Annotated in this window: 16 protein-coding genes; 8 read left to right on the forward strand and 8 right to left on the reverse strand. The window is 57.2% G+C overall.

What is annotated here, in order from left to right:
• Window positions 1–38: 38 nt before the first annotated feature.
• The 6 genes from AC5V87_RS08435 to AC5V87_RS08460 are packed head-to-tail and all read right to left on the reverse strand — an operon-like array spanning window position 39 to window position 6,182.
• Window positions 39–791: a peptidase C39 family protein gene (locus AC5V87_RS08435; RefSeq protein ID WP_495370613.1), complete on the reverse strand. Its 753-nt coding sequence runs from the start codon at window positions 789–791 to the stop codon at window positions 39–41.
• Window positions 792–800: 9 nt separating this feature from the next.
• On the reverse strand, window positions 801–1,706 hold the full coding sequence (locus AC5V87_RS08440; protein WP_495370614.1) for an ABC transporter permease: 906 nt from the start codon (window positions 1,704–1,706) through the stop codon (window positions 801–803).
• A complete protein-coding gene (locus tag AC5V87_RS08445) occupies window positions 1,707–2,642 on the reverse strand; it encodes an ABC transporter permease (RefSeq protein ID WP_495370615.1) in 936 nt (311 codons plus the stop codon).
• Window positions 2,643–2,649: 7 nt separating this feature from the next.
• A complete protein-coding gene (locus AC5V87_RS08450; RefSeq protein ID WP_495370616.1) occupies window positions 2,650–3,549 on the reverse strand; it encodes an ABC transporter ATP-binding protein in 900 nt (299 codons plus the stop codon).
• Complete coding sequence (locus tag AC5V87_RS08455) at window positions 3,550–4,566, reverse strand: ABC transporter ATP-binding protein (RefSeq protein WP_495370617.1); 1,017 nt, start codon at window positions 4,564–4,566, stop codon at window positions 3,550–3,552.
• Window positions 4,567–4,622: 56 nt separating this feature from the next.
• Window positions 4,623–6,182, reverse strand: a complete 1,560-nt coding sequence (locus AC5V87_RS08460; protein ID WP_495370618.1) for an ABC transporter substrate-binding protein — start codon at window positions 6,180–6,182, stop codon at window positions 4,623–4,625.
• 241 nt (window positions 6,183–6,423) lie between these two features.
• Between AC5V87_RS08460 and AC5V87_RS08465 the strand changes: the two genes are divergently transcribed.
• The 3 genes from AC5V87_RS08465 to phnF are packed head-to-tail and all read left to right on the forward strand — an operon-like array spanning window position 6,424 to window position 8,734.
• Complete coding sequence (locus tag AC5V87_RS08465; protein ID WP_495370619.1) at window positions 6,424–7,494, forward strand: alkaline phosphatase family protein; 1,071 nt, start codon at window positions 6,424–6,426, stop codon at window positions 7,492–7,494.
• Entirely contained in the window at window positions 7,487–7,915 is a 429-nt protein-coding gene (locus tag AC5V87_RS08470; protein ID WP_495370620.1) for a hypothetical protein, read from the forward strand. Before AC5V87_RS08465 ends, AC5V87_RS08470 begins: the two co-directional genes overlap by 8 nt.
• A gap of 27 nt (window positions 7,916–7,942) precedes the next feature.
• Window positions 7,943–8,734: a phosphonate metabolism transcriptional regulator PhnF gene (gene phnF, locus AC5V87_RS08475; protein WP_495370621.1), complete on the forward strand. Its 792-nt coding sequence runs from the start codon at window positions 7,943–7,945 to the stop codon at window positions 8,732–8,734.
• Between the two features lie 265 nt (window positions 8,735–8,999).
• Here the strand turns inward: phnF and AC5V87_RS08480 are convergent, their stop codons facing one another.
• A complete protein-coding gene (locus AC5V87_RS08480; protein WP_495371861.1) occupies window positions 9,000–9,770 on the reverse strand; it encodes a phosphocholine cytidylyltransferase family protein in 771 nt (256 codons plus the stop codon).
• Window positions 9,771–10,076: 306 nt separating this feature from the next.
• Window positions 10,077–10,934: a phosphoenolpyruvate mutase gene (gene aepX / locus AC5V87_RS08485; RefSeq protein ID WP_495371862.1), complete on the reverse strand. Its 858-nt coding sequence runs from the start codon at window positions 10,932–10,934 to the stop codon at window positions 10,077–10,079.
• Window positions 10,935–11,541: 607 nt separating this feature from the next.
• Between aepX and AC5V87_RS08490 the strand changes: the two genes are divergently transcribed.
• The 5 genes from AC5V87_RS08490 (at window position 11,542) to AC5V87_RS08510 (ending at window position 19,022) form a co-directional block, all read left to right on the forward strand.
• Complete coding sequence (locus AC5V87_RS08490; RefSeq protein WP_027562785.1) at window positions 11,542–11,754, forward strand: response regulator transcription factor; 213 nt, start codon at window positions 11,542–11,544, stop codon at window positions 11,752–11,754.
• Between the two features lie 829 nt (window positions 11,755–12,583).
• Entirely contained in the window at window positions 12,584–12,925 is a 342-nt protein-coding gene (locus AC5V87_RS08495; protein ID WP_495370622.1) for a PLP-dependent transferase, read from the forward strand.
• Window positions 12,926–13,959: 1,034 nt separating this feature from the next.
• On the forward strand, window positions 13,960–15,495 hold the full coding sequence (locus tag AC5V87_RS08500; protein WP_495370623.1) for a hypothetical protein: 1,536 nt from the start codon (window positions 13,960–13,962) through the stop codon (window positions 15,493–15,495).
• A 1,285-nt stretch (window positions 15,496–16,780) separates the two neighbouring features.
• Window positions 16,781–17,140 carry a winged helix-turn-helix domain-containing protein gene (locus AC5V87_RS08505; protein WP_495370624.1) on the forward strand — a complete coding sequence of 120 codons (360 nt, stop codon included), beginning with the start codon at window positions 16,781–16,783 and terminating at the stop codon, window positions 17,138–17,140.
• Window positions 17,141–18,332: 1,192 nt separating this feature from the next.
• On the forward strand, window positions 18,333–19,022 hold the full coding sequence (locus tag AC5V87_RS08510) for a class I SAM-dependent methyltransferase (protein WP_495370625.1): 690 nt from the start codon (window positions 18,333–18,335) through the stop codon (window positions 19,020–19,022).
• Window positions 19,023–19,138: the final 116 nt, after the last annotated feature.

Below are 19,138 nucleotides of genomic sequence, written 5' to 3' on the forward strand. Positions count from 1 at the left end.
GCCCGCTCTATGGCACCATTCGAAGCCACTCACTGCCGCTATATGTCGGACTTTTCGCGTCCACCGGAGGCATCAGCGTTCGAACCAGAAACAGGCCGAGGTTGATGGCTAGCATAAATCCTGGGAAGCGGAAGCGCGACATTCGCCATTTTTGGAAGGCCAGCAAGAATGACAGCCTTTTCCCGGTTAGGGCCGAACTCGGTGATGCTGGCAAAGGTCGCGTGATCGACGCGCGTGGCAGCATCTTCCTGGGCGGGATCTTTGAGTGGATCATTGAAGAACACGTAATCGGCGTTCGTCCCAGTCACCACCACCCAATGAGTGATCATTTTAGCTTCGAACTCAATGCTGACCATCACGATAGGGTACCACCCCACCGCCATCCATTTCGAGAGGTCATCGAGGCTGTAGGTGCCAAGATGGACGGGGATGCAGCGCTGGTATGCTTCGGCTAGATCTCGCTCCTGGAGAATCTGCATCACCTCCACCTCGCCGCCTTGCGAAGCGCGAGACTTAAGAAAAAGCCCATCATGGCTCACGGCAACAAGCGCTGCGAAGCCGCGGCGTTTGAGGGCTAGTGCCAGACCAATCGGTCCGCAGCCGCCGTGAATGGTTGTCGCCTCTCGCCAGATCTCGAGCTCAGCTGTTTCATTCGGCTGATATCGCTCGTCGAGAGCGGACATGACCATCATCAAGGAAGATGGTCCACAGGTGAACTTCCTTTTTTGTCGATACAGAGGAACGTTCCTGACCATGTGATTTGTTGAGCTTTCGAAGTCGGGACGCGACATGACGTCATCTCAGGTGAATGTGAAAGAAGCTGAGCGAGATCCCGTCTGGCGCAGCGCCTCGCTGATTGTCATGAGAGCAACCGCTGTCGCTGCGATGACGAGCCCGGGCGCCAGGGCGATCCACCATGCGGTCATCAAATAGTCTCTGCCGAATCCCACCATATTGCCCAAGCTGGACATCGGCGGCTGTATCCCCAGACCAAGAAAGCTCAGGGTGCTTTCCAGGAGAGCCGTCTCGGTGAGCCCAAGAGTCATGCCGAGCACGATGGTCGGTGCATAGGCTGGGAGAATATGCCTTGCGTAGATATGGATTCGCGAAGCGTTATAGGTCCGCGCGGCCGTTACATGGAGCCGATTGCGGGCCGTCAAAGCAAGCCCCCTTGCGATGCGGGCGTGGCGCTCCCAACCGTGCAGGCCCACAAGACAGACAAAGAGTGCCAGCGAATTGCCAAATATCGTTATGACAAGAAGTGCGGTCATCATGAACGGCACGGCAGCCTGCATATCGACCAGTGCCATGACTCCCTCGGCGATTAGTCCGCCAAGCTCGGCCGCGAGGAAGCCCAACGAAACGCCCAGCAGGGTGCTAATGAAGGTGCCGCCCACCGCGACGAGCATGCTGATCTGGATTGAATATATCAAGCGAGCCAGCACGTCCCGACCGAGCTCGTCGGTGCCCAACAAATGTTCAATCGTGCCGCCGAAGAATAGTGGTGGCGAAAGCCGCGCATCCAAGGAGATCTCCGCTGGATGATAGGGAGAAATCACCTGGGCCAGTGCGGCAATCAACAGACATCCGACAATCCATATCGCGGCAACATAGATTCCAATTTGGGGTGGCTTACGCAGCTCGCGACGGTTTTTCGAAGAACGAAAGATATTCCGGGTCCATTCATGCGCCCAGTCGGTGCTCATTCAGGTCTCCGAGGATTTCGACCGCGGATCGAGCCAGGCGTAACCGAGATCGACGGCTAGGTTGGTCATGATCATCGCAGTGCCAGCAAGCAGGACAATAGCCTGCACCACTGGAACGTCCCTGTTGCCGACGGATGTGACGAAGAGGCTTCCGATACCCGGCCATGAGAAGACCGTCTCGACCACAGTCGAACCCGTTACCGCTCCGCCGATGAGCAGGCCCAGAATGGTCAGGATCGGCACCGCCGCATTGGGCAGTACGTGGTGGATCAATATCCGCCAGAACGGAATGCCGCGCGCAAACGCAGCCAACACATACCGGCTGTTCAGCGATTCGCGAACGGCCACGCGGGTGTAGCGGGCAAGCACGGCGGAGCTTGCGGCCGCCATGGTTACTGCCGGCAGAACCAAGCTGCGCCAGCTCTCAGCGCCGCCGGTTGGCAACCAATTGAGCTGGATTGAGAACACCAGCATCAGCACGATCGCCAGGAAGAAGCTTGGAACGCACAGTCCCACGATGGTTCCGATCGTGCACGCACGGCCTATGAAGCTCGCCGGAAACACCGCGGCCGTTATTCCTGCCGTAACGCCTGTGACCGCTGCCAACATTAGAGCAGAGCAGGTGAGTATCAGCGTCAGTGGAAGCTGGCTGAGGACGACACCGAGTGCATCCTGTCGATAGACGTAAGAGACGCCCAAGCTTCCTCGGACGATGTTATGGAGATAGGCTAGGTACTGTGCCAGGATCGGCCGGTCGAGCCCCAATTCGCCGGAGTATGCGGCCCGCATGTCCGTGGTCGCGTCCGGCCCGAGTAAGACGGTGACCGGATCGCCCGCGCAGCGCATAAGAACGAATACGCTTGTTACCATCAAAACGAGCGTAACCAATGCGCGAGCAATTTTGTTCGCAAATATCTTCTGCGTGTTGCGCCTCATGCGGCTATCACCCATCCGCCGGCAAGTCGCGACGCCCCGGTGGCTGCGAACAAGGCTTTGAAGGTGGTGCCGTTTCAAGGCCGAGCCCAGAATTGGGTACCGCCTCGAGTAGGGACTTCATGTAATCCGTCTTTGGGTCGAGCAGCACCTCATCGCGTGAACCGCTCTCAACGATGCTTCCGCGCTTCAGGACGGTGATCTCTGAGCAGAGATAGGCCACGGATCTGATATCATGACTGATGAACAAGAGGGACAGGCCCCGGCTCTCGCGCAGATCCGACAGAAGGTGCAGGATCTGAGCTTGAACGGTCATGTCGAGCGCCGAGACGGGCTCGTCACAGATCAGAACCTCGGGATTGACAATAAGTGCCCGCGCTATATTGACCCGCTGCGCCTGTCCGCCGCTTATCTGATGCGGCAATTTGCCAAGGATCTCGCCCGATAGGCCGACGGCCGAAATTGCTGCAGCGAGCCGAGCCTGACAATCGGAAGACTTCATTTTGAAGTTCACGAGCAGAGGCGCGATGATTTGTTTGCTGATCGGGGTAATTGGGTCCAGTGCGTCCAGAGGGCTTTGAAAGACAGGTTGGACACGGAGGCGGAACGCAGCCAAGCGATCCGGCGTCAGCAGCTCGCCGTCAAAAAAGATCTGACCCGCTTCTGGCGCCGTCAGGCCAAGTAGAAGCTTGGCAATTGTGCTTTTGCCGCTGCCGGACTCCCCAATCAGCCCATGGGCTTTCCCGCGATGGATGCTCATGTTGATCTTGTGCAGCCTCGCGCCGCCAAGGGCGTGCGCAGCGGAGCGCCGAGCAGCCGGGTAGCAAAAATCGACATTGCGCAGCTCGAGAATCGGTTCGGAGGACGCGCGCGCTGTATGAGCGTGAGGAGGCTCGATCCGTAATGCCATTCATGCCTCCAAGTTGTGGCATGCCACCACTTGTTGTGGAATGCCCTGCAAGGTGGGCCTTGTGTGCCGACAAATGTCCAACCTCCCGGAGCACCGAGATGCGAAATTGCAGCCGGCCTGGCGCTGAGTAGGTTCAGGGAGGGTGCCTGCTGGGCTGTGCAGACGCCGGGGACGCCCTGAGAGTGGGGGGACAGCGGAGAATAGCGCGCGCGTATAGGGATGCAGGGGAGTTCGAGCGACGAGATCGGCGCGCCCGATTTCGACCAACTGCCCGGCGTAGAGCACGCCAATACGATCCGATCGCTGCAGGGCAACGCCCAGGTCGTGGGTCACAAAGAGGATTGCCATGTCTGAGCGGAGCCGTTCGAGCAAGTCAAGGATCTGCTTTTGCGTGGTGACGTCGAGGGCCGAGGTCGGCTCGTCAGCGATGAGAAGCTTCGGCTTCATCGCCAGCGCCATTGCAATCATGACGCGCTGATTCATTCCGCCGGACATCTCGTGCGGGTATTTTGTCATCGTCTCTTTGGGATCATCGATCCCCACATCGCGGAGGAGATCTGCAGCCCTTTCGCTCGCCTCTTTCTTGCTCAAGCCGTCGATCACCTGGACCGTCTCGCGAAGCTGGAATACAATGTTACGAACGGGATTAAGATATAGACTTGGCTGTTGGTAGATCATTGCACGCCGGTGCCGATCGACATCAGAAAGACGCCTGCCTTCGATATAAATGTCGCCGAGACATCTCAGTTCGGAACTTGCTACTCCCATGATGGTCGAACACAGCACGCTCTTTCCGCTGCCGCTTTCGCCGACAAGCGCGAAAAACTCACCTTTGCGCAACTCGAGCTGAACGGCATCCAGGAGGTGCGTCTCGGGCCGGTCCGCAAGGACAACGGTCAATCCAGTAATGCTGAGGAGCGGCGGGCTGCCCGCCGCCATGGCTGGGCGCCCGACATTCCCTTGCTCAAAAGTTTGGACAAAAGGTGCTTCAAGCGCATGCGCTGTGGTTTGGTCCATGATTCCACCTTCCGAGCACCATAGTCTTGTGCGTCTGGCCCAAGGCGTCTTCTCAGCTAGACGTTGATTGCGCCTGGCCGAAAATCCATCAAACCGGTTGGCGTCGGTGTCCACTTGATGTTGGCGCGCTTTCCGAAAAACTCGCCGAGCGAATGAAGCACCGTTCCTGGTGGATCAATCTCGTCGAATATGTCGAGCATCTCTTGATAGGCGGCTCGCCTTTGGGCCGGGTCCTGCGCCGTCAACAAGGTCGTCTCCAGCACATTGAATCTGTCGTTCCGCCAATACCCGCCCCTCTGAAAATTGCTCTGAGACCCCCAGCGCGAGACGAACGATGCCGTGGGATCAGGGTAGTATGTCCCATCGGACGAGTTGTTCACGCCGCGGCCCAGACGGTCTTCGACTTGGGCCCAATTCTCTTTTATTTGGATATCGACGTTCAGGCCGACAGCCCTCCACATTGCCGCGATAGCTTGAGTTTCGATAAGCTCGGCCGTGTAATAGTTGCCGACTGTTTTGAAAGGAATTGCTGCCCCTCTGTAACCAGCTTCGGCGAGAAGCCGCTTGGCCTCTTTCGGATTGTACCGTGGGATTGGCCGGTCAGGATTGTAGAGAGCGCCGTAAGCAAGGTGTTGATGGGAAGGCGGCACACTGATGCGCTTGCGCCAGATACTATTGACAATAGTCTGCCTGTCGATCGCAAGATTCATGGCGCGCCTGATGCGCGGATCCCGCAGCACCTCATTGGTCGTCGAATCATAGACCAGCGTGCGGAAGGACATCGTGTCGCCTCCAATCACGTCCAGCCGGTTGTCCGCGGCGAGGATATCGAACTGATCCGGCGCTACGGTTGTGATGATGTCGAAGTCACCAGCGCGAAGGCCGGCGACGCGTGCTGCCGGCTCCCGCACCATCCGAAACTCGATGCCCTTCAGCGGCGGCCTTCCACCCCAGTACCCCTCGTGCGCCTCGAGGCGTATGTAGCGGTTTTCGACGGCCTCAACGACGCGGTAAGGCCCCGCCGCGACGGGTGCTCTGGCCCATTGATCGAATGTCGCCGCCTTCAGATAGGCCGATTTCGAGACGATGCCGGCTCCATAGGAGGTCAGTCGTTTGACGAAGACAGGATCGGGCGCCTTCGTGCTGAACTCGACAGTATGTCGACCGGTTGCCCGCACCGCGCTCATCGACGGAAAGCTGATCTGGCCAACGCCATAACCCGGGTTGTCCTTTGCCAGCATACGCTCCGCGCCGAAGGTAAATGCGACGTCCTCTGCCGTTAACTCTTCACCATCGTGGAATTGAACCCCTTTCCGCAGAGACACGCGATATGTGGTGCTGTCGAGAGCCTTGATGCTTTCAGCCAACATCGGCCGAATCTGCCCGTCCCGTTGATAGTCGATTGCAAAGAGCTTGTCGTAAATGCTCTCGAGCACCCGGAAGCTCACGAGCGCCGTAGCACGGGGATGGAGCGGATCGAGCTCGACGCGCAGATCCTGCATTGCGATCCGCAGTGCCGTTCGGCCAGCGTCTTGGGCAAAGACAGAGGTCGATCGAAGCAAGCTCAGACCACCGACCAATTTCAGAACCGTGCGTCGATCACAGGTCTTCATCATACATCTCTTCTTAGTTGCACAAACCACTGAGTGCCGAGCTTCTGGACCATGCAGCTTCGGGTGCTCACGCTCGAGCCGGGCGGACTCGGACAATGGTTTTCTGAGGAGCGGTTCGATTGGTGCGAGATATAATTCACACCATGTGACACCATCATGACAGGCCTAGGTACCTAGGTAGCTAGACAAGGGGGCTGCCACTCCCGTAGGTTGAGGCTCGGAATCGGAGCTGGAAGGTGGCCGAATGAAATTTGTAATTGTCATGCTGGATGGTCTTCGTCCTGACCAGCTAGACGAAGCAGTTACGCCGAATCTCACCGAGCTGTCCAAAATCGGCCTTCGACTTGCCCGCCATACCTCATCTTTTCCCAGTGAGACGCGGGTCTCATCGGCCGCGCTGGCCACGGGCGGACATAGCTCGGCGCATGGAATCATCGGCAACCGCTTCGTGGCGAACGGTCGGTCGATCGACGGATCTTCGCTCTCGGCGCTCCTGACACTCGGCAGCGAAAGCGGTGGCGTCCTCACCGCCACGACGATCGGCGAAGTCTTGGCGGCTCATGGAAGGGCGATGTTGTCGATCGGATCTCAGTCACAGGGCTCTTTTGGACTTTCCAGCTGGGGGAGTTGGCAGGCGGGGGCGCCGGTGTTCTGGGTGCATGACCCGTCAATGTTCAGTGGCAACGCTGCCGTTCGCCGGATTGCGCCGTCGTTTCCGATGCTCCCTCCCGACGAGCGACCGGCGCGTGCGACCATTGAACGCGTCGTCGATCTATTCTTCTCGTTCCTGAAGAAAGAAGCACTTCCGGAGGTCAGCCTGCTCTGGCTTTCCGAGCCGGACATTACATATCACATGTTCGGACTTCAGCATCCTAGAGCGCGTGAGGTGCTCCACGAGGTCGATCGCCAGTTTGGGCGTATTTTCGCTTGGTGGAACGAGAAAGGAGAGCGGGAAGGAGTACAGCTTATTGCTGCATCCGATCACGGACACGCCATCATTGGAGACAAGGTCTCCGTATCGAAACACCTGCGGCGGTCGGGTTTCAAGGTCGGATACGAACTCACGCCCAACGTAGACGCCGCAATAACCGCTCAACGCGTTGTCAACATTTGGGCCCGGGACAGAGAGGGTCATCTTCTGACAGAGCTGTATCACGCCATGTGCGAGGAGCCATGGTTTGGCGTTGCTTTCTCACGTCAGGCTCCCGATGGCTCTCCACTTATCGCGAGCACCCTTGCGCTTTCGGCTGTCATGGCCGAACACGAACGAAGTGCAGACCTGTCGTTTTGTTCTCGCCGATTGCGGCGTGGCTAATCGGAGCGGTTCGCGCGACGCCGTGTACTACGATGGGACCTATCCAATCGGCGTTGGTATGCACGGAGGGCTTTCGGCGCACGAGCTGTCTTCATTATGCATCCTTGCTGGCAATGCCTTTAGAAGCGGAGTTGTTGCTTCCCCAACCAGCATCGTTGATCTGGTACCGACGATCCTTTCCAGCTTGGGACTGCCGCTACCGTCGACGGTGCACGGCCGTATCATCGATGAAGCTTTGCAAGATTGGGAGGACTCAGGCCAGTATGATGTCGAAGATGCGAGCGTCTCAATTTCCTCTTCAGTGCGCCGGTCAACTGTCTTCCGGGAGCTTTACCGACAACGTCTTTATCTGAGGGGAGCGGCCGTAACACGGCTGGCGCAGGTTAAGGATGATAAACCTGGCGCTAATCCGCGCAATTGAAAGCCTGAACCACGGACCATTTGACCTATGTATCAAGGAAAGCGCTGGGAGTTTGTTCGGTCGAACATCGAAGAAGCCATTGCCTCGAGCCGATTTCGGCCAGGCGAAAAACTTCCGAACGACGTAGAGCTTGCTCTCGAATATGGTGTCAACCGGCACACCGTAAGATACGCCATTCGGGCACTCGAGCAGGAGGGACTGCTCCGCGTCGAGCAGGGGAGAGGCACTTTCGTTGTCGAACATCCAACACCCTATTTGCTCTCCCCTCAAACCCGGCTGACCGATAATCTCATCTCGCAAGGCCGCTTGGCGCGTCGTAAGATCCTGTCTGCTGCAACGATAAAGGCAGACGAGCGGCTCGCCGGCTACCTCGATTTGCAGGCTCGTGACGATGTGCTGCGCATCGACACACTCAGTTATCAGGACGAGATCCCAATCGTCATTGCGCATAGCTACTTTCCGGCGAAACGCACTCCCGGACTGCTGGAGAAATTCTCGGGCGCCAACTCGATCTCGACAGCTCTCAGGCGCATTGGAATTGAAGACTACTCGCAGCAATGGGTGACGATAAGTGCGCGTCTGCCCTCTGCGCAGGAGGCGCGCCTTCTTGAAATGTCGACTTCAGCACCGGTCTTCGTTAAAGAGAGCCTTGATCGCTCCGGCCGTATTCCGATCAAATTTGGCGAGAATGTACTGTGCGCGCCGAGAATCAGCTTCAGGTTCGACTTTAAAGAGACGAGTTCCGCGGAGCAGTCGCTTGCAGGAAGCCTCGATCCGGAAAAGCGCAATCGAGGAAGTGGAAAACATCTGCCTCTGTGAAGGTCTAGGTGCCGTCCCATTCCTGCCGTCAAAGCGGCTGCAGCGAAATAACTGTTTCGCTAGCACCATTGCTTGTGGGTGTGTGTTTCACGCGTCATACCCGGACGAGCCGCTCGCGTTTTGCTGAGGCACTAGGAGGCCGCATCGGTTGCGACCCCATCGAGCTGGTGGGTCTTGGCATCGTTACGGGGCCAGTGTCAGGGGCAGCGGCGCAGGCCGTGAAGAGGCGCCGCGTCAAACCTTCCGTGATCGTGGGGCGGTTGGATCAAACGTCGGCTTTTGCGAAGATGCGCTCGGCGGTATGCAGATCGTCCGCATCATCGATTTCGTACCACTTGAGATCATCGCATCTTACCGCCGCGAGCAGCAGGCCTTGCCTTTCCACGAGATAGGAAAGAAGCTCCTCGGTGTAGGCCTGGGTAGCTCCGGCCTTGATCATATCGTCCAGGGCCGGAACGACCTCTGTCCGCAGAGTAGACGCGGACAGGCGTAACAGATTAATCGTCTTATAAAGAGGCGGGCCATCCGTGATGAGATTTTTCGCTGTTTGTTTCAAGCGAAATTCCGAAATGAAGCCAAGATCCGACAACAGGACCGCTGACCCCTGCATCAGCTCACCGAACGGAGCGACAGCAGCCGCGTCTGGCTCTTCACTGATGAGCAGCTGCCGCAACACGTTTTCCTCGAAGAAGACGTCGCCCTCAAGAAGGAAGTGGTCCCCGCAAACGAGCGCGTCACGCGCCAGCCAGAGCGAATAGGCGCTCCCAGTACGGTCATAAACGGGGGATTCGATGTATTTGATCGCAACACCGCCAAACCGGCTGCCGCAAGCTTCTTGGATCTTCTCTTTGCGATACCCGACAACAATCGTCACCTGTTTCACGCCGACACGCCCAAGGTTATCTAGCGCGTTGTGCAGGATGGCAGTGCCATGGATTTGGACTAACGGTTTCGGGTTTAGATCCGTGAGCGGTCGCAGTCGAGAGCCCACTCCCGCGGCGAGAATGAGAGCATGCTTGGGAGCATTCAGAGGCATTTCATTCGCCTTCTTCATCCCGAATTTCGCCCCCCGAGCATCGTGAACGCCTCTGTTCAGTGTCACGTGCCGCAGACTTGTCCGACCAGCCTAGATATCAAAGGGGGATAGGTGTGAATTGTCATCAACGCATACACCTGCATCAGCCGCTGTGTGATCCTTAAGCGTTAGGCCATGTCTGGAGCTGTCCAGGATGTTAGGTCGCGGGCTTGCGGGGTCACACTGGAGCGAGTCCGACGAGAGGCCAGCAGCGCATCGGGCGGGTTTTGCAAGAGAAGCGTTAGGTGCCAACCCTGCTGACATGGACTAGCTGGGCTGCAGATATTGCTTTTCGGCCGCGGCGAGCTCGTCATACCTCAGGAGCTCGAATATCTCACTGAGCGGCGCGATGTGAGATTCAATGTTCGCAACGCTCTCTTGAGCTGCGATGCTATCGCAGATGCGCCGCATTGCAGCTGCCGCAGCTCGCATGGAGTGATTGGCCCAGACGACTGTGGAGATGCGCGCATCACGATAGGCAGAGACTGGCGTTAGAAAGTACGTCGTCGGAACGATCACGACAGGGAGCCGGTTCCGCCACTCGGTGACAAACGAAAGCATCTCGTCCGCGGTACTCTTTCGCGAGTGAATCAAGATTGCATCGGCTCCCGCGTCGGTATAAGCGTGAGCACGCAATATAGCTTCATTCAACCCGTGGCCGGCGATCAGCGCTTCGATTCTGGCCACGAGAACCAAATTGTCGGCGACTGCATCCTTTACAGCCCGCAGACGACCGGAGAATTCATCGATATCGGCGAGCGGATGCCGCTCACCAATGAGCGAGTTCAGCTTCGGAAAGCAGCTGTCCTCAAGCGAGATGCCGGCGGCGCCCGCCTGATGAAGTTTGCGCGCGAGGAGGCGAGCATTGTTGAAATTACCGAAGCCGCCATCCCCATCAACGAGCACAGGGAGCTCTGTCGAGTCCACGATGCGTTCGACGCTCTGGACGAGCTGGGTCCATGAGGCTTCATTGGCATCGCGATAGCCGAGCGAGCTGGCAATCGACAAACCAGAGGCCCAGAGCCCCTTGAATCCTGAGCGCTGCGCGATCGTGGCAGACAGGCCATCATGCGCTTCCATCAGAAACGAGAGCTCATCATTCGAACAGACCTGGGCGCGAAGCATTTCGACAGGCGACGGCCGTGCGCATTGACGACCTGCCGTAGCCCGAACAGCTTGTGGTTGATACTGCATGCCTAGATCCTGCAAGCCGATCCTCGATTGGCACCAACATCACCGTTCATATCTTTTTGAGGGAATGCCGATCAATGACCAGCATTGGTAGTTTTTTGAGACGCGCAGATTCGCATAATCGCGTAGAAGTGGCGGCGAACACAAAGCTTTCGCTATGGGGTTGATGGGGGTCCCCTAAAGGCTGGAAAGAGGGGCCTTGGTTACAAATGGATGACCTGGGTTCGCGAGCCTAGTCCTACAGCCCCCGGGGAGAATTCTTCCACTCCTTGACGGGGAGGAGTGCTTAGCGAAAGGGTGATATCCGCCTTACATACAGTTGGACAGAACATCGACAGCCACGATTGTCGTAATGCTGATGTCGTGTGTACGACACATGTCGCAAGCCCATCGACAGGGCTGTAGCGGGATGGCGGTTTCGCGCGAATGTCGCGGCAATCGCCGAAGAATTCGTCCTGCCTCGCCGATGCTTGTTGGCCGCCACTGAGTGGCATGGCACTTGCTGATGCCTCTCCTGTTCTCTCAAGTCCAGGAGAAATTCATGGCGGATGAGAAAGAGGTTGTGCTGTCGGAACGGGAACGACAGTGTTTGCGATGGGTCGAGGAAGGGAAGTCATCCTGGGCTATCGGCGTCATTCTGAAAGTGAGCGAGAACACCGTCAACTTTCATATCAAGAATGCGATGCGAAAGCTGGAAACGTCCAGCCGGACTCAGTGCGTCGTCAAGGCGCGACGGTACCGTCTTATTGAGTAACGGCCGCGGTTCCGTTGCCGCTCATACAGATCTAGCCAAATGTAAGGGGCGACTGTGGCTTGCTCCGGCGGAATGCGAAGCGAATGACGCGGCCGTAGAGCCATAATATAGGCGCTGTTACTATGAATCGGGGCGTGCTTCTATTTTGTCGCCGATCGTCACGGGGCTCCGTGGACCATTAGGCGAGGTGAGATCACAGGCTCATGACGCTCTTGTAAGCTCGACGGCCGGTCGGATCTCTATGTTAACGTTGTGATCGGTCCGTCCCCCTGCTGCGGCTGCGGCGGTCGTATGCGTGGCGCAAATTGAAGAGAGTTGATCGTAGCGGCTTACGTACTGAAGTCGTGGTCGTTCGGAAAGGCGGCGTAGACGGCTTGGGCCGGACACGAAAAGGGCACTGATAGTCCGTGAACCCATTTCCGAAAGCGTGCTGCTGGTAGACGTTTCATCACATTCTAGCGCTCTGCGCGCTCAACGATGTGCGCGCGATCCTCGCGAAGCTTACCTAGCTTGACGAACGACCTTTCCGCGGACACCCAGTGCGACTATTGGGTTCTTCAGATGATGTGGCGGCTAAGCTGGAATTGTTTGCCACGGACGGCTCGATCCCGGTGTTTTCGGAAAGGCGGACGACTCCGAAAAGGTCGAGGTGGCTGAGTTGGGCCACGACCGGAGGGCGTCATCGATGATTGGGAGGCTCGGCAGTATCGGGATAGCGTTGAGGTTTAGTCGAGGCGGGGACGCAACCACATTCAACGCGCCTTCGGCGCAGCGGTCGCACCCAGGCGCGCTCGCGATGATGGATAATACTTGAGCGACGCCGCTGTATTTGAAGCGCTTTGAGCGTGATCTTGACATCTCCATTCATGCTGCCACGAACTATATCTTTGGTCACTCTGATGCCGTCCTGGATATTGCGACTGCCAATCAGGAGGCCTGGGCGGTCCTGCGGGTGAGTGCTCATCAATCTGAGGAGATTGCAGGACGATGTGGCATCTATCCGGCTCTACGCGGACTGCGCACGCTGGCGGTCCGCATGAGGCAACTGGCTGGCTCAAAGCCTGGAAGAGACACCCGGCTGTCGAGCGGGTCTTGCACCGTGCGCTCCAAAATGATCCCGGCCATAGGATTTGGAGACGAGAGTTTTCGGGTGCGAGCGGACTGTTGTTGAAATCGATGTCCAAGGCCCAGCTTTCGGTTAGCCGTCCCACGACCAGCCGATACTGAAAAGCTGCAGCTTTGCGAAGAGGAAAAATATTCGAGAGTTGTCCTGGCTAAGAGTCGTTCAAGGCGACTGGAGTTGATGGGTGAGGTCTATACGTAGTCCATCAATTCTGATGAGCAAGCCACCGGTGAGCCTTTGGGTGTCCGAAAGACCGATGCAGGTCGTGCCGTTGGGAGGTATGCGCTTTCTGAATTTCCGCGACCAACGAGTGAACGCCTTTGATTGTTAGGGCTTCGCCGCGCCCTGTGCCTAAGTGCGCGCGAACTAGCGCAGCCCCGTCAACTACTAAGGCTAATAGTTGATCTGGATCACAGAAGTGTGTCACTGTTTAGTTGAAGAACAGCACGCTGATCAAGCTTATCTCCAGGTGTGGTATGCAACGTCAACCACTATCTGCTCTTGCTACTAGCCGTGAAAGGCGCGCTGCCTTTGCGCCTGCAGAACTGCTGGGCGGTCAGATGTGCTCCGAGAGCGAGCTCTTCTTCTTCACTGAAACTCATGATGCGCTCTGCGCCTCGAACCTCAAGCGCGGAGGTCACTCGGCGTTGGCCCTGTCAATTGGCTCCTTCCTCGACGTCGAAGGCGACGGAGCATCATGGAATCAAGTCGTTGACGTTCCAAGGCCCGCCCTGGACTTGACCGAACTGGCTCACGGTGACAGCGGCTTCGGGAATGTCAACAATGCACATCTACGTGCGGAAACTCCGACGACAGCTGCTATACGAAGATGAGCCCGTCTGGCCAACGACATCCGCTAGCCAAATGTGACAGCCTCTCAGGCCGTCTGCGGGTATTAAACGGAACAGTCGCGGAGGTGCTAATCCGCGGGGCCGGAATAGCAGGGCTGATCGCCGTCCACGGAATGGACGAAGCAATTTCAAGTGCTAGCGCCTCCGCCGTCTCGAAAAGATTTGATGTCATTCGCGTCGTCGTCACAGCATTTTGCGTTAGGCCACCCATCGTACTTGCGACGAGCGGACATGGCTACGCGGCCTGACCTCCCACAGGCATTCGCTCCGTCCGAACGCGACCACGCGCGCGGGTGGATCTACCGAGAATTCGGTGTCGAGCCGTTCATCCAATGCGCTGGCGTACGCACGAATTATGGAGGAAGCCATCCGAGCGACGAGGTCATCGCAGCAATGAACGCAGCCGCCCAGGCTTTCGTCGACCTAGACGAGCTTGCGGAAGCCGCAGGCGAAAGGATGGCTAAACTCACTGGCGCCGAATGGGGTGTCATCACCGCCAGCGCTACAGCGGCGCTAGCATTAGCCACTGCGGCGTGCATTGCAGGAAACAACCCGGAACTGATGTTGCGGTTGCCGAATACGTCCGGGCTACGCAACACCGTGTTGATTCCATCCGACCAGCGTTTTGCTTATGAACAGGCGCTCCGCGTCGCGGGCGCTGAAATCGTCGGCATTAGCACAACAGAGGAGTTTGCGCACGCACTGGATGGAAGTGTAGCGATGATCTGCTTGCTCGGTCGCATGGACGAGGAGTCGGTATTGCCATTGAGCTCGCTCCTTCCTTTGGCACGCGCGCGCGGTGTGCCGATTCTCGTCGATGCCGCCGGGCTTTCTCCAGACAAGCCGGATAGCTGGATCAAGAAAGGAGTCGATCTGGTCGTTTACGCAGGTGGCAAGTATATCCGGGGGCCACAATCCACTGCTATCGTTCTTGGTAAGGAGCGGCTTTGCAGGTCGATCTGGTGGAACGGAACGCCCCACCAGGCATTTGGCAGGTCGATGAAGGTCGGCAAGGAAGAGGTGGTTGGGGCCGTAGTCGCGCTCGACCGCTGGATCAATTCTCAATCGGCCAAAGATGAGCGCGATCAGTGGCTTCCGCGATTGAAGCGGATTGAGGCTTACCTCGTCTCGCTGCCAGGCGTTACTACGGAAGTGCTGCCTTGGGCGAGTTTTGCAGCAGCTATTCGGCTAAAAATCATCTGGGATGCTGGCGTGATTCCGTTTGATGCGGAAGACCTAAGGCTTGCGCTCTTGCAACAACGACCGCGCATCCTGATCCACGATTTTTGGTCCACGCCGACATCAATCATGCTGGATCCCGTGAATCTCTCGGATGAGGAGGCTGATACCGTCGGCCGCGCTTTGGCATCGGCATTTCGTATGCCCCAGTCCATCGGTCAAGTGACTCCCTACTTCCCAGCGGAAGTGGATTTCTCGGGCAGCTGGCGTGTCGAAATGCAATTCCTTCATGGGTCTGCGACACACCAAATCAAGATTCAACAGGATGGTGAACTCATATCGGGTGTCCATCACACTGCATCGTCCTCCGGAGACATATCTGGTGAGGTTCATGGTCGCCATATTCACTTCGAGGCTGCGCACGAGCAGGTGCCGATTTCCTTGTTTTACGAGTTCGAGGGCGAATTTGCAGAGGACGGCTCCGTCAGTGGAAAAGTGCGGCTGGGCGGTGCGACCAAAGAACATCTCGGGCCGGTGTTCAAAGGTCAGTACGGTTTTGCCGAATGGCATGCAATACACTGCGCATAGCCGGTCATAACTCGGCCGAGCACGCGGCTTGTCAAGCGCGGCACAAGCCCGATCCACCATGTGGCTTCCGCAGCGTTATCGCAGCCGCGCGCTCCTTATTGCGATACGCAACAACTTAGAGACCAAGAAGAAGCCCGTGGTCCGCTTCTGTCGGATCATCAACTGAAGCAATGTAATTGAGCAGTTGCCTATCTTTCTTGGCACCCTACCAGAGTTGGTAGTGTCAAAAGGAGATGAGGCTTGGTTTGACTGGGCGCTCACGCGCCTTGCGACTCGCTCCACTTACCCAGCGCGAGGAGTGCAAGCTCAACGTTCCTCGAAGCGCCGCATAGGAGCAATGGGAAGGCGAGCAGCCGTAGGGCCTGCGATCACCAAGAGGATAGTATAGTGGCTCGACACCTCCGATTCTCGACCACGGCCAGCGCCAGCTGCCGCGGATATAGGCGCCTAGCTCTTGCGGAAGACGCTATTGCGCGTGACGCCGTTCTCTGGGCAGAGAACGAGCAAGCAGCTCAGACCATAGTCGGTCCGTTGTTGAGGCGAGCGTCGCTCGGTCGAGTGGCAGCACAGGACCAGAAAAAAGCGTGCGGCCGGCCTGCTGCAGAGACCGATCGTATGCTGGCCTTTCCAAGCCTCGTCTCTAATCTACGCGTCCGGTGCGTGAGCCGGGACAGCCGTCTGTTCGACTGGCGCGCTTGCGTTCCGCCCGCTCCGTCCTCTCCGTGAGCATTCCCCCCATGACAAGTTCGTGGCTGCGATACGACGCGGAGAGCACCTACCAGGTAGCGAAGCGCCGTCATTCAGCTTGCGCAAGGCGATCCACTGCGGCGGCTCGCGCAACTATACCTAGCGGTTGCAAATTCCCCTACAGCTAGCTATTTGCCGCAGGTTCGTGTGAACGACTGCTCAGCAGATGGGGAACTAGGAGACTTGATTTACGGGTCGGTCGGCGCGGCCTCACAGCCTTAATGAGCGTCTTGCGATGGATATAAGGTACAATGCCGCACAATGTTGGCGAAGCTAATGCGCGTTAGGATCATCTGCTAGCGAGGTGAGCGCTCGATCTCAGCAAAAAGGAGTACCGTTCGTTTGTGCCGGGGGAATGCGTACCCGGCGAAAAATGTATCGGTGCCGGACCATTCTAACCCGCCAAAAGGAATGAGAGCCCATGAACCGCCGAGCGGCTTGCAGGAGTTTCATGCCTACAGAAAGTCGTCCGACCGGCGTGCTGCACCGCTGAGAAGCCAAGGAACGCGCGTTATCGTAGGATAATTACGTCACTGATATGCGGCCCATCGATCGCAAGAAAAAGCGCGGAACTACAGGCGTAGCGCCCTCTTACGACAAGTTGGTGTTTCTAGACCTGGTCCTGGATGTTCGCGCCCAACGCGTCAGTCGCAACGGTCGGCCAATCAAGATAAGGCCGTTGGAATTCCGCTTGCTGCAGCACTTCCTTGAACACCCCGAGCAGGTGTTTTCGAGGACCGAGCTCCTATCAATCATTTGGGGACAGAACCTCCATGTCGGGTCGCGAAGCGTCGATCTTCAAATCAGCCGCCTACGCAAGGCACTCAATGAAGGCGGCCAGCGCAACTATATCCGCACCGTACACTCGCGAGGTTACTCCCTCGATGCGCAGGAGTAGTGGGCCCGACCGCCGGCGGCATCGGCCGTTGTCGCTTGGCCAAGATTAAGCCGCGGCAGTCAATCACCCTCGCACGCTTCGACAGTGTTTGGGGATCCTGGCGACATCATCCCGGAACAATAGGCGGCATCATGGGCATCCGCGGTATCATCGAACGCCGACCGGGGCGAAGCCGAATGCCGACTGAACGTTGCAATCGCATAGTTATAGGATTCGAGTCGACGGCGACAAATTGCGGATTGTGACGTTCTCGAGATCCGCCGGCACAGCAGGTTCATCGTAGTCATCTGAATCTCCTGTCTGGATAGAGTGTGCAATGACCGAGATCCTCTCCGACAGAACATCACCGTTCAGATGCTTGCGCTCACTTCGTGTAGCGGCTTCGTACGCTCATTGGTCGGCTCGCGACCTGACCACGCACTTTGGTCAGCGGACAGACGTCTCAGCTGAACCATCTGACACTTTCTGTTTGGGTTGTCGGATTCTCAACACAGGCTTGTTCATCCAAGCACTCATTGGGGGCCTCTCTGATAAGATTGCTGAACGCAACCAATAAAACGTTTTTCCCATCGAGCAGCCGAATTGGCACGCGTTTTGAAGCCCTTCCTTGGGAAGCGGCCGGAGTTGCCGATTGGCGTCCATCTCTGGTGCCGACTTAGGTCGGACGAGAAGCAAAGCAACGTGCCAGATTTACGTCAGAGTGCATTCGACAGTAAGGGGGGAATCGGCAAGGCTCACTACCTTGCAAAATACGATCGCAGCCTTTGTCGACCTCGAGCAGTATATCCCTCTCGTCGGCTGCGACCTCAAATCGGCTTCACCGCGGCGTATAGGTTTGTTCGTTCCAAGATCGCTAGACGGTTACAGCAAAGCACTTCGGCGCCTTGGCTTTCGAGCGTCTACAAAGACGCGATAGTTAGATCGAGGTTGAAGCGAGTCTCAGGATTGCACAGCGATTGCATGGCGATGGACTCCGATTTCGAGAACATCATTAATGGCGATAGCTGACCGGGATCGTTCACTCAGACAAGCATCGGCGTGACGTTGAAGCGGCAATTCGGACATGCGAGCTGTCATCACCAGCCTGATGGAGGACGAGATGCGAGTTGCTAAGAAGCGGTCCTTTGGAAGCTTTTCCGAAGTAGCAGAGACTTATCCACGGCGCCCGCCCTATTCACGACGAGTCCTTCAGATGCTTGTCGACCAGGTGAAGAACTTAGCCGGCAGTCCGACTTTCGGGGATATCGGTGCTGGTACAGGCGCGATCGCCTATGCCTTGGCTGACATGGGGCTTACCGGCTATGCGGTCGAACCTAATATTAAGATGGTCGCAGTGGGGCAGAGGCTCGGCCGAGTTTATCCAACCGTCTCTTGGATTAATGCGCCGGGCGAGTGCACGGGCCTGCCCGACGGTACGCTAGATTGGGTTTGCTACAGCTCGTCGTTCCACTGGACGAACAAGAGCGAAGCGCTTCGCGAAGTTATGCGGATCTTGCGACCGCGTGGTTTCTTCACGATTACAACCTTCCTTAACGATCTTGAGGCCGATCCATTTCAACTTGAAATTGAAGCGAAGCTACGCGATATGGTGCCGGCTTTGCGGCGGGCGCGTCTCCCATACGTTGCCGAGATGGGAACCTACGAGGCGCTGCTTAATCAATATCCGGAGCTGGGCAACTGCATTTCTCTCGCTACCACCGAGGCGATCTCCATGAGTGAGGAGCAGTATCTCAACTACTGGGCTGGTTTCCACGATATTCCCAGTCAGGTGTCCCCCGAGGTGTGGACTTCCATTCTGGAAATGGTAGCCGGGACGTTCCGACAGAGGCAGCCGACGGGTATACGATTTCGCTCTATGGCATGGCATTCTCAACGAGACTGAGCCGAGTGCCAGTCTCATAAGCTCAGATTAAAGACAACGAATCAACAATTGGGAGACGCGACGGTTAGTATGAGAACCGAGGAGAGGGCTAGCGACCATCTGGAATGATGACAAAA

It is taken from the genome of Bradyrhizobium sp. SOJA106 (assembly GCF_059448745.1).

Bases quoted from the DNA above. Each gene is read 5' to 3' on its own strand.
- AC5V87_RS08435 (WP_495370613.1), bottom strand. From the start codon at position 791: ATGTCGCGTCCCGACTTCGAAAGCTCAACAAATCACATGGTCAGGAAC.
- AC5V87_RS08445 (WP_495370615.1), bottom strand. From the start codon at position 2,642: ATGAGGCGCAACACGCAGAAGATATTTGCGAACAAAATTGCTCGCGCA.
- aepX (WP_495371862.1), bottom strand. From the start codon at position 10,934: ATGCTTCGCGCCCAGGTCTGTTCGAATGATGAGCTCTCGTTTCTGATG.
- AC5V87_RS08500 (WP_495370623.1), top strand. From the start codon at position 13,960: ATGGCTACGCGGCCTGACCTCCCACAGGCATTCGCTCCGTCCGAACGC.
- AC5V87_RS08510 (WP_495370625.1), top strand. From the start codon at position 18,333: ATGCTTGTCGACCAGGTGAAGAACTTAGCCGGCAGTCCGACTTTCGGG.
- AC5V87_RS08440 (WP_495370614.1), bottom strand. From the start codon at position 1,706: ATGAGCACCGACTGGGCGCATGAATGGACCCGGAATATCTTTCGTTCT.
- AC5V87_RS08450 (WP_495370616.1), bottom strand. From the start codon at position 3,549: ATGGCATTACGGATCGAGCCTCCTCACGCTCATACAGCGCGCGCGTCC.
- phnF (WP_495370621.1), top strand. From the start codon at position 7,943: ATGTATCAAGGAAAGCGCTGGGAGTTTGTTCGGTCGAACATCGAAGAA.
- AC5V87_RS08480 (WP_495371861.1), bottom strand. From the start codon at position 9,770: ATGCCTCTGAATGCTCCCAAGCATGCTCTCATTCTCGCCGCGGGAGTG.
- AC5V87_RS08455 (WP_495370617.1), bottom strand. From the start codon at position 4,566: ATGGACCAAACCACAGCGCATGCGCTTGAAGCACCTTTTGTCCAAACT.
- AC5V87_RS08465 (WP_495370619.1), top strand. From the start codon at position 6,424: ATGAAATTTGTAATTGTCATGCTGGATGGTCTTCGTCCTGACCAGCTA.
- AC5V87_RS08505 (WP_495370624.1), top strand. From the start codon at position 16,781: ATGCGGCCCATCGATCGCAAGAAAAAGCGCGGAACTACAGGCGTAGCG.
- AC5V87_RS08460 (WP_495370618.1), bottom strand. From the start codon at position 6,182: ATGATGAAGACCTGTGATCGACGCACGGTTCTGAAATTGGTCGGTGGT.
- AC5V87_RS08490 (WP_027562785.1), top strand. From the start codon at position 11,542: ATGGCGGATGAGAAAGAGGTTGTGCTGTCGGAACGGGAACGACAGTGT.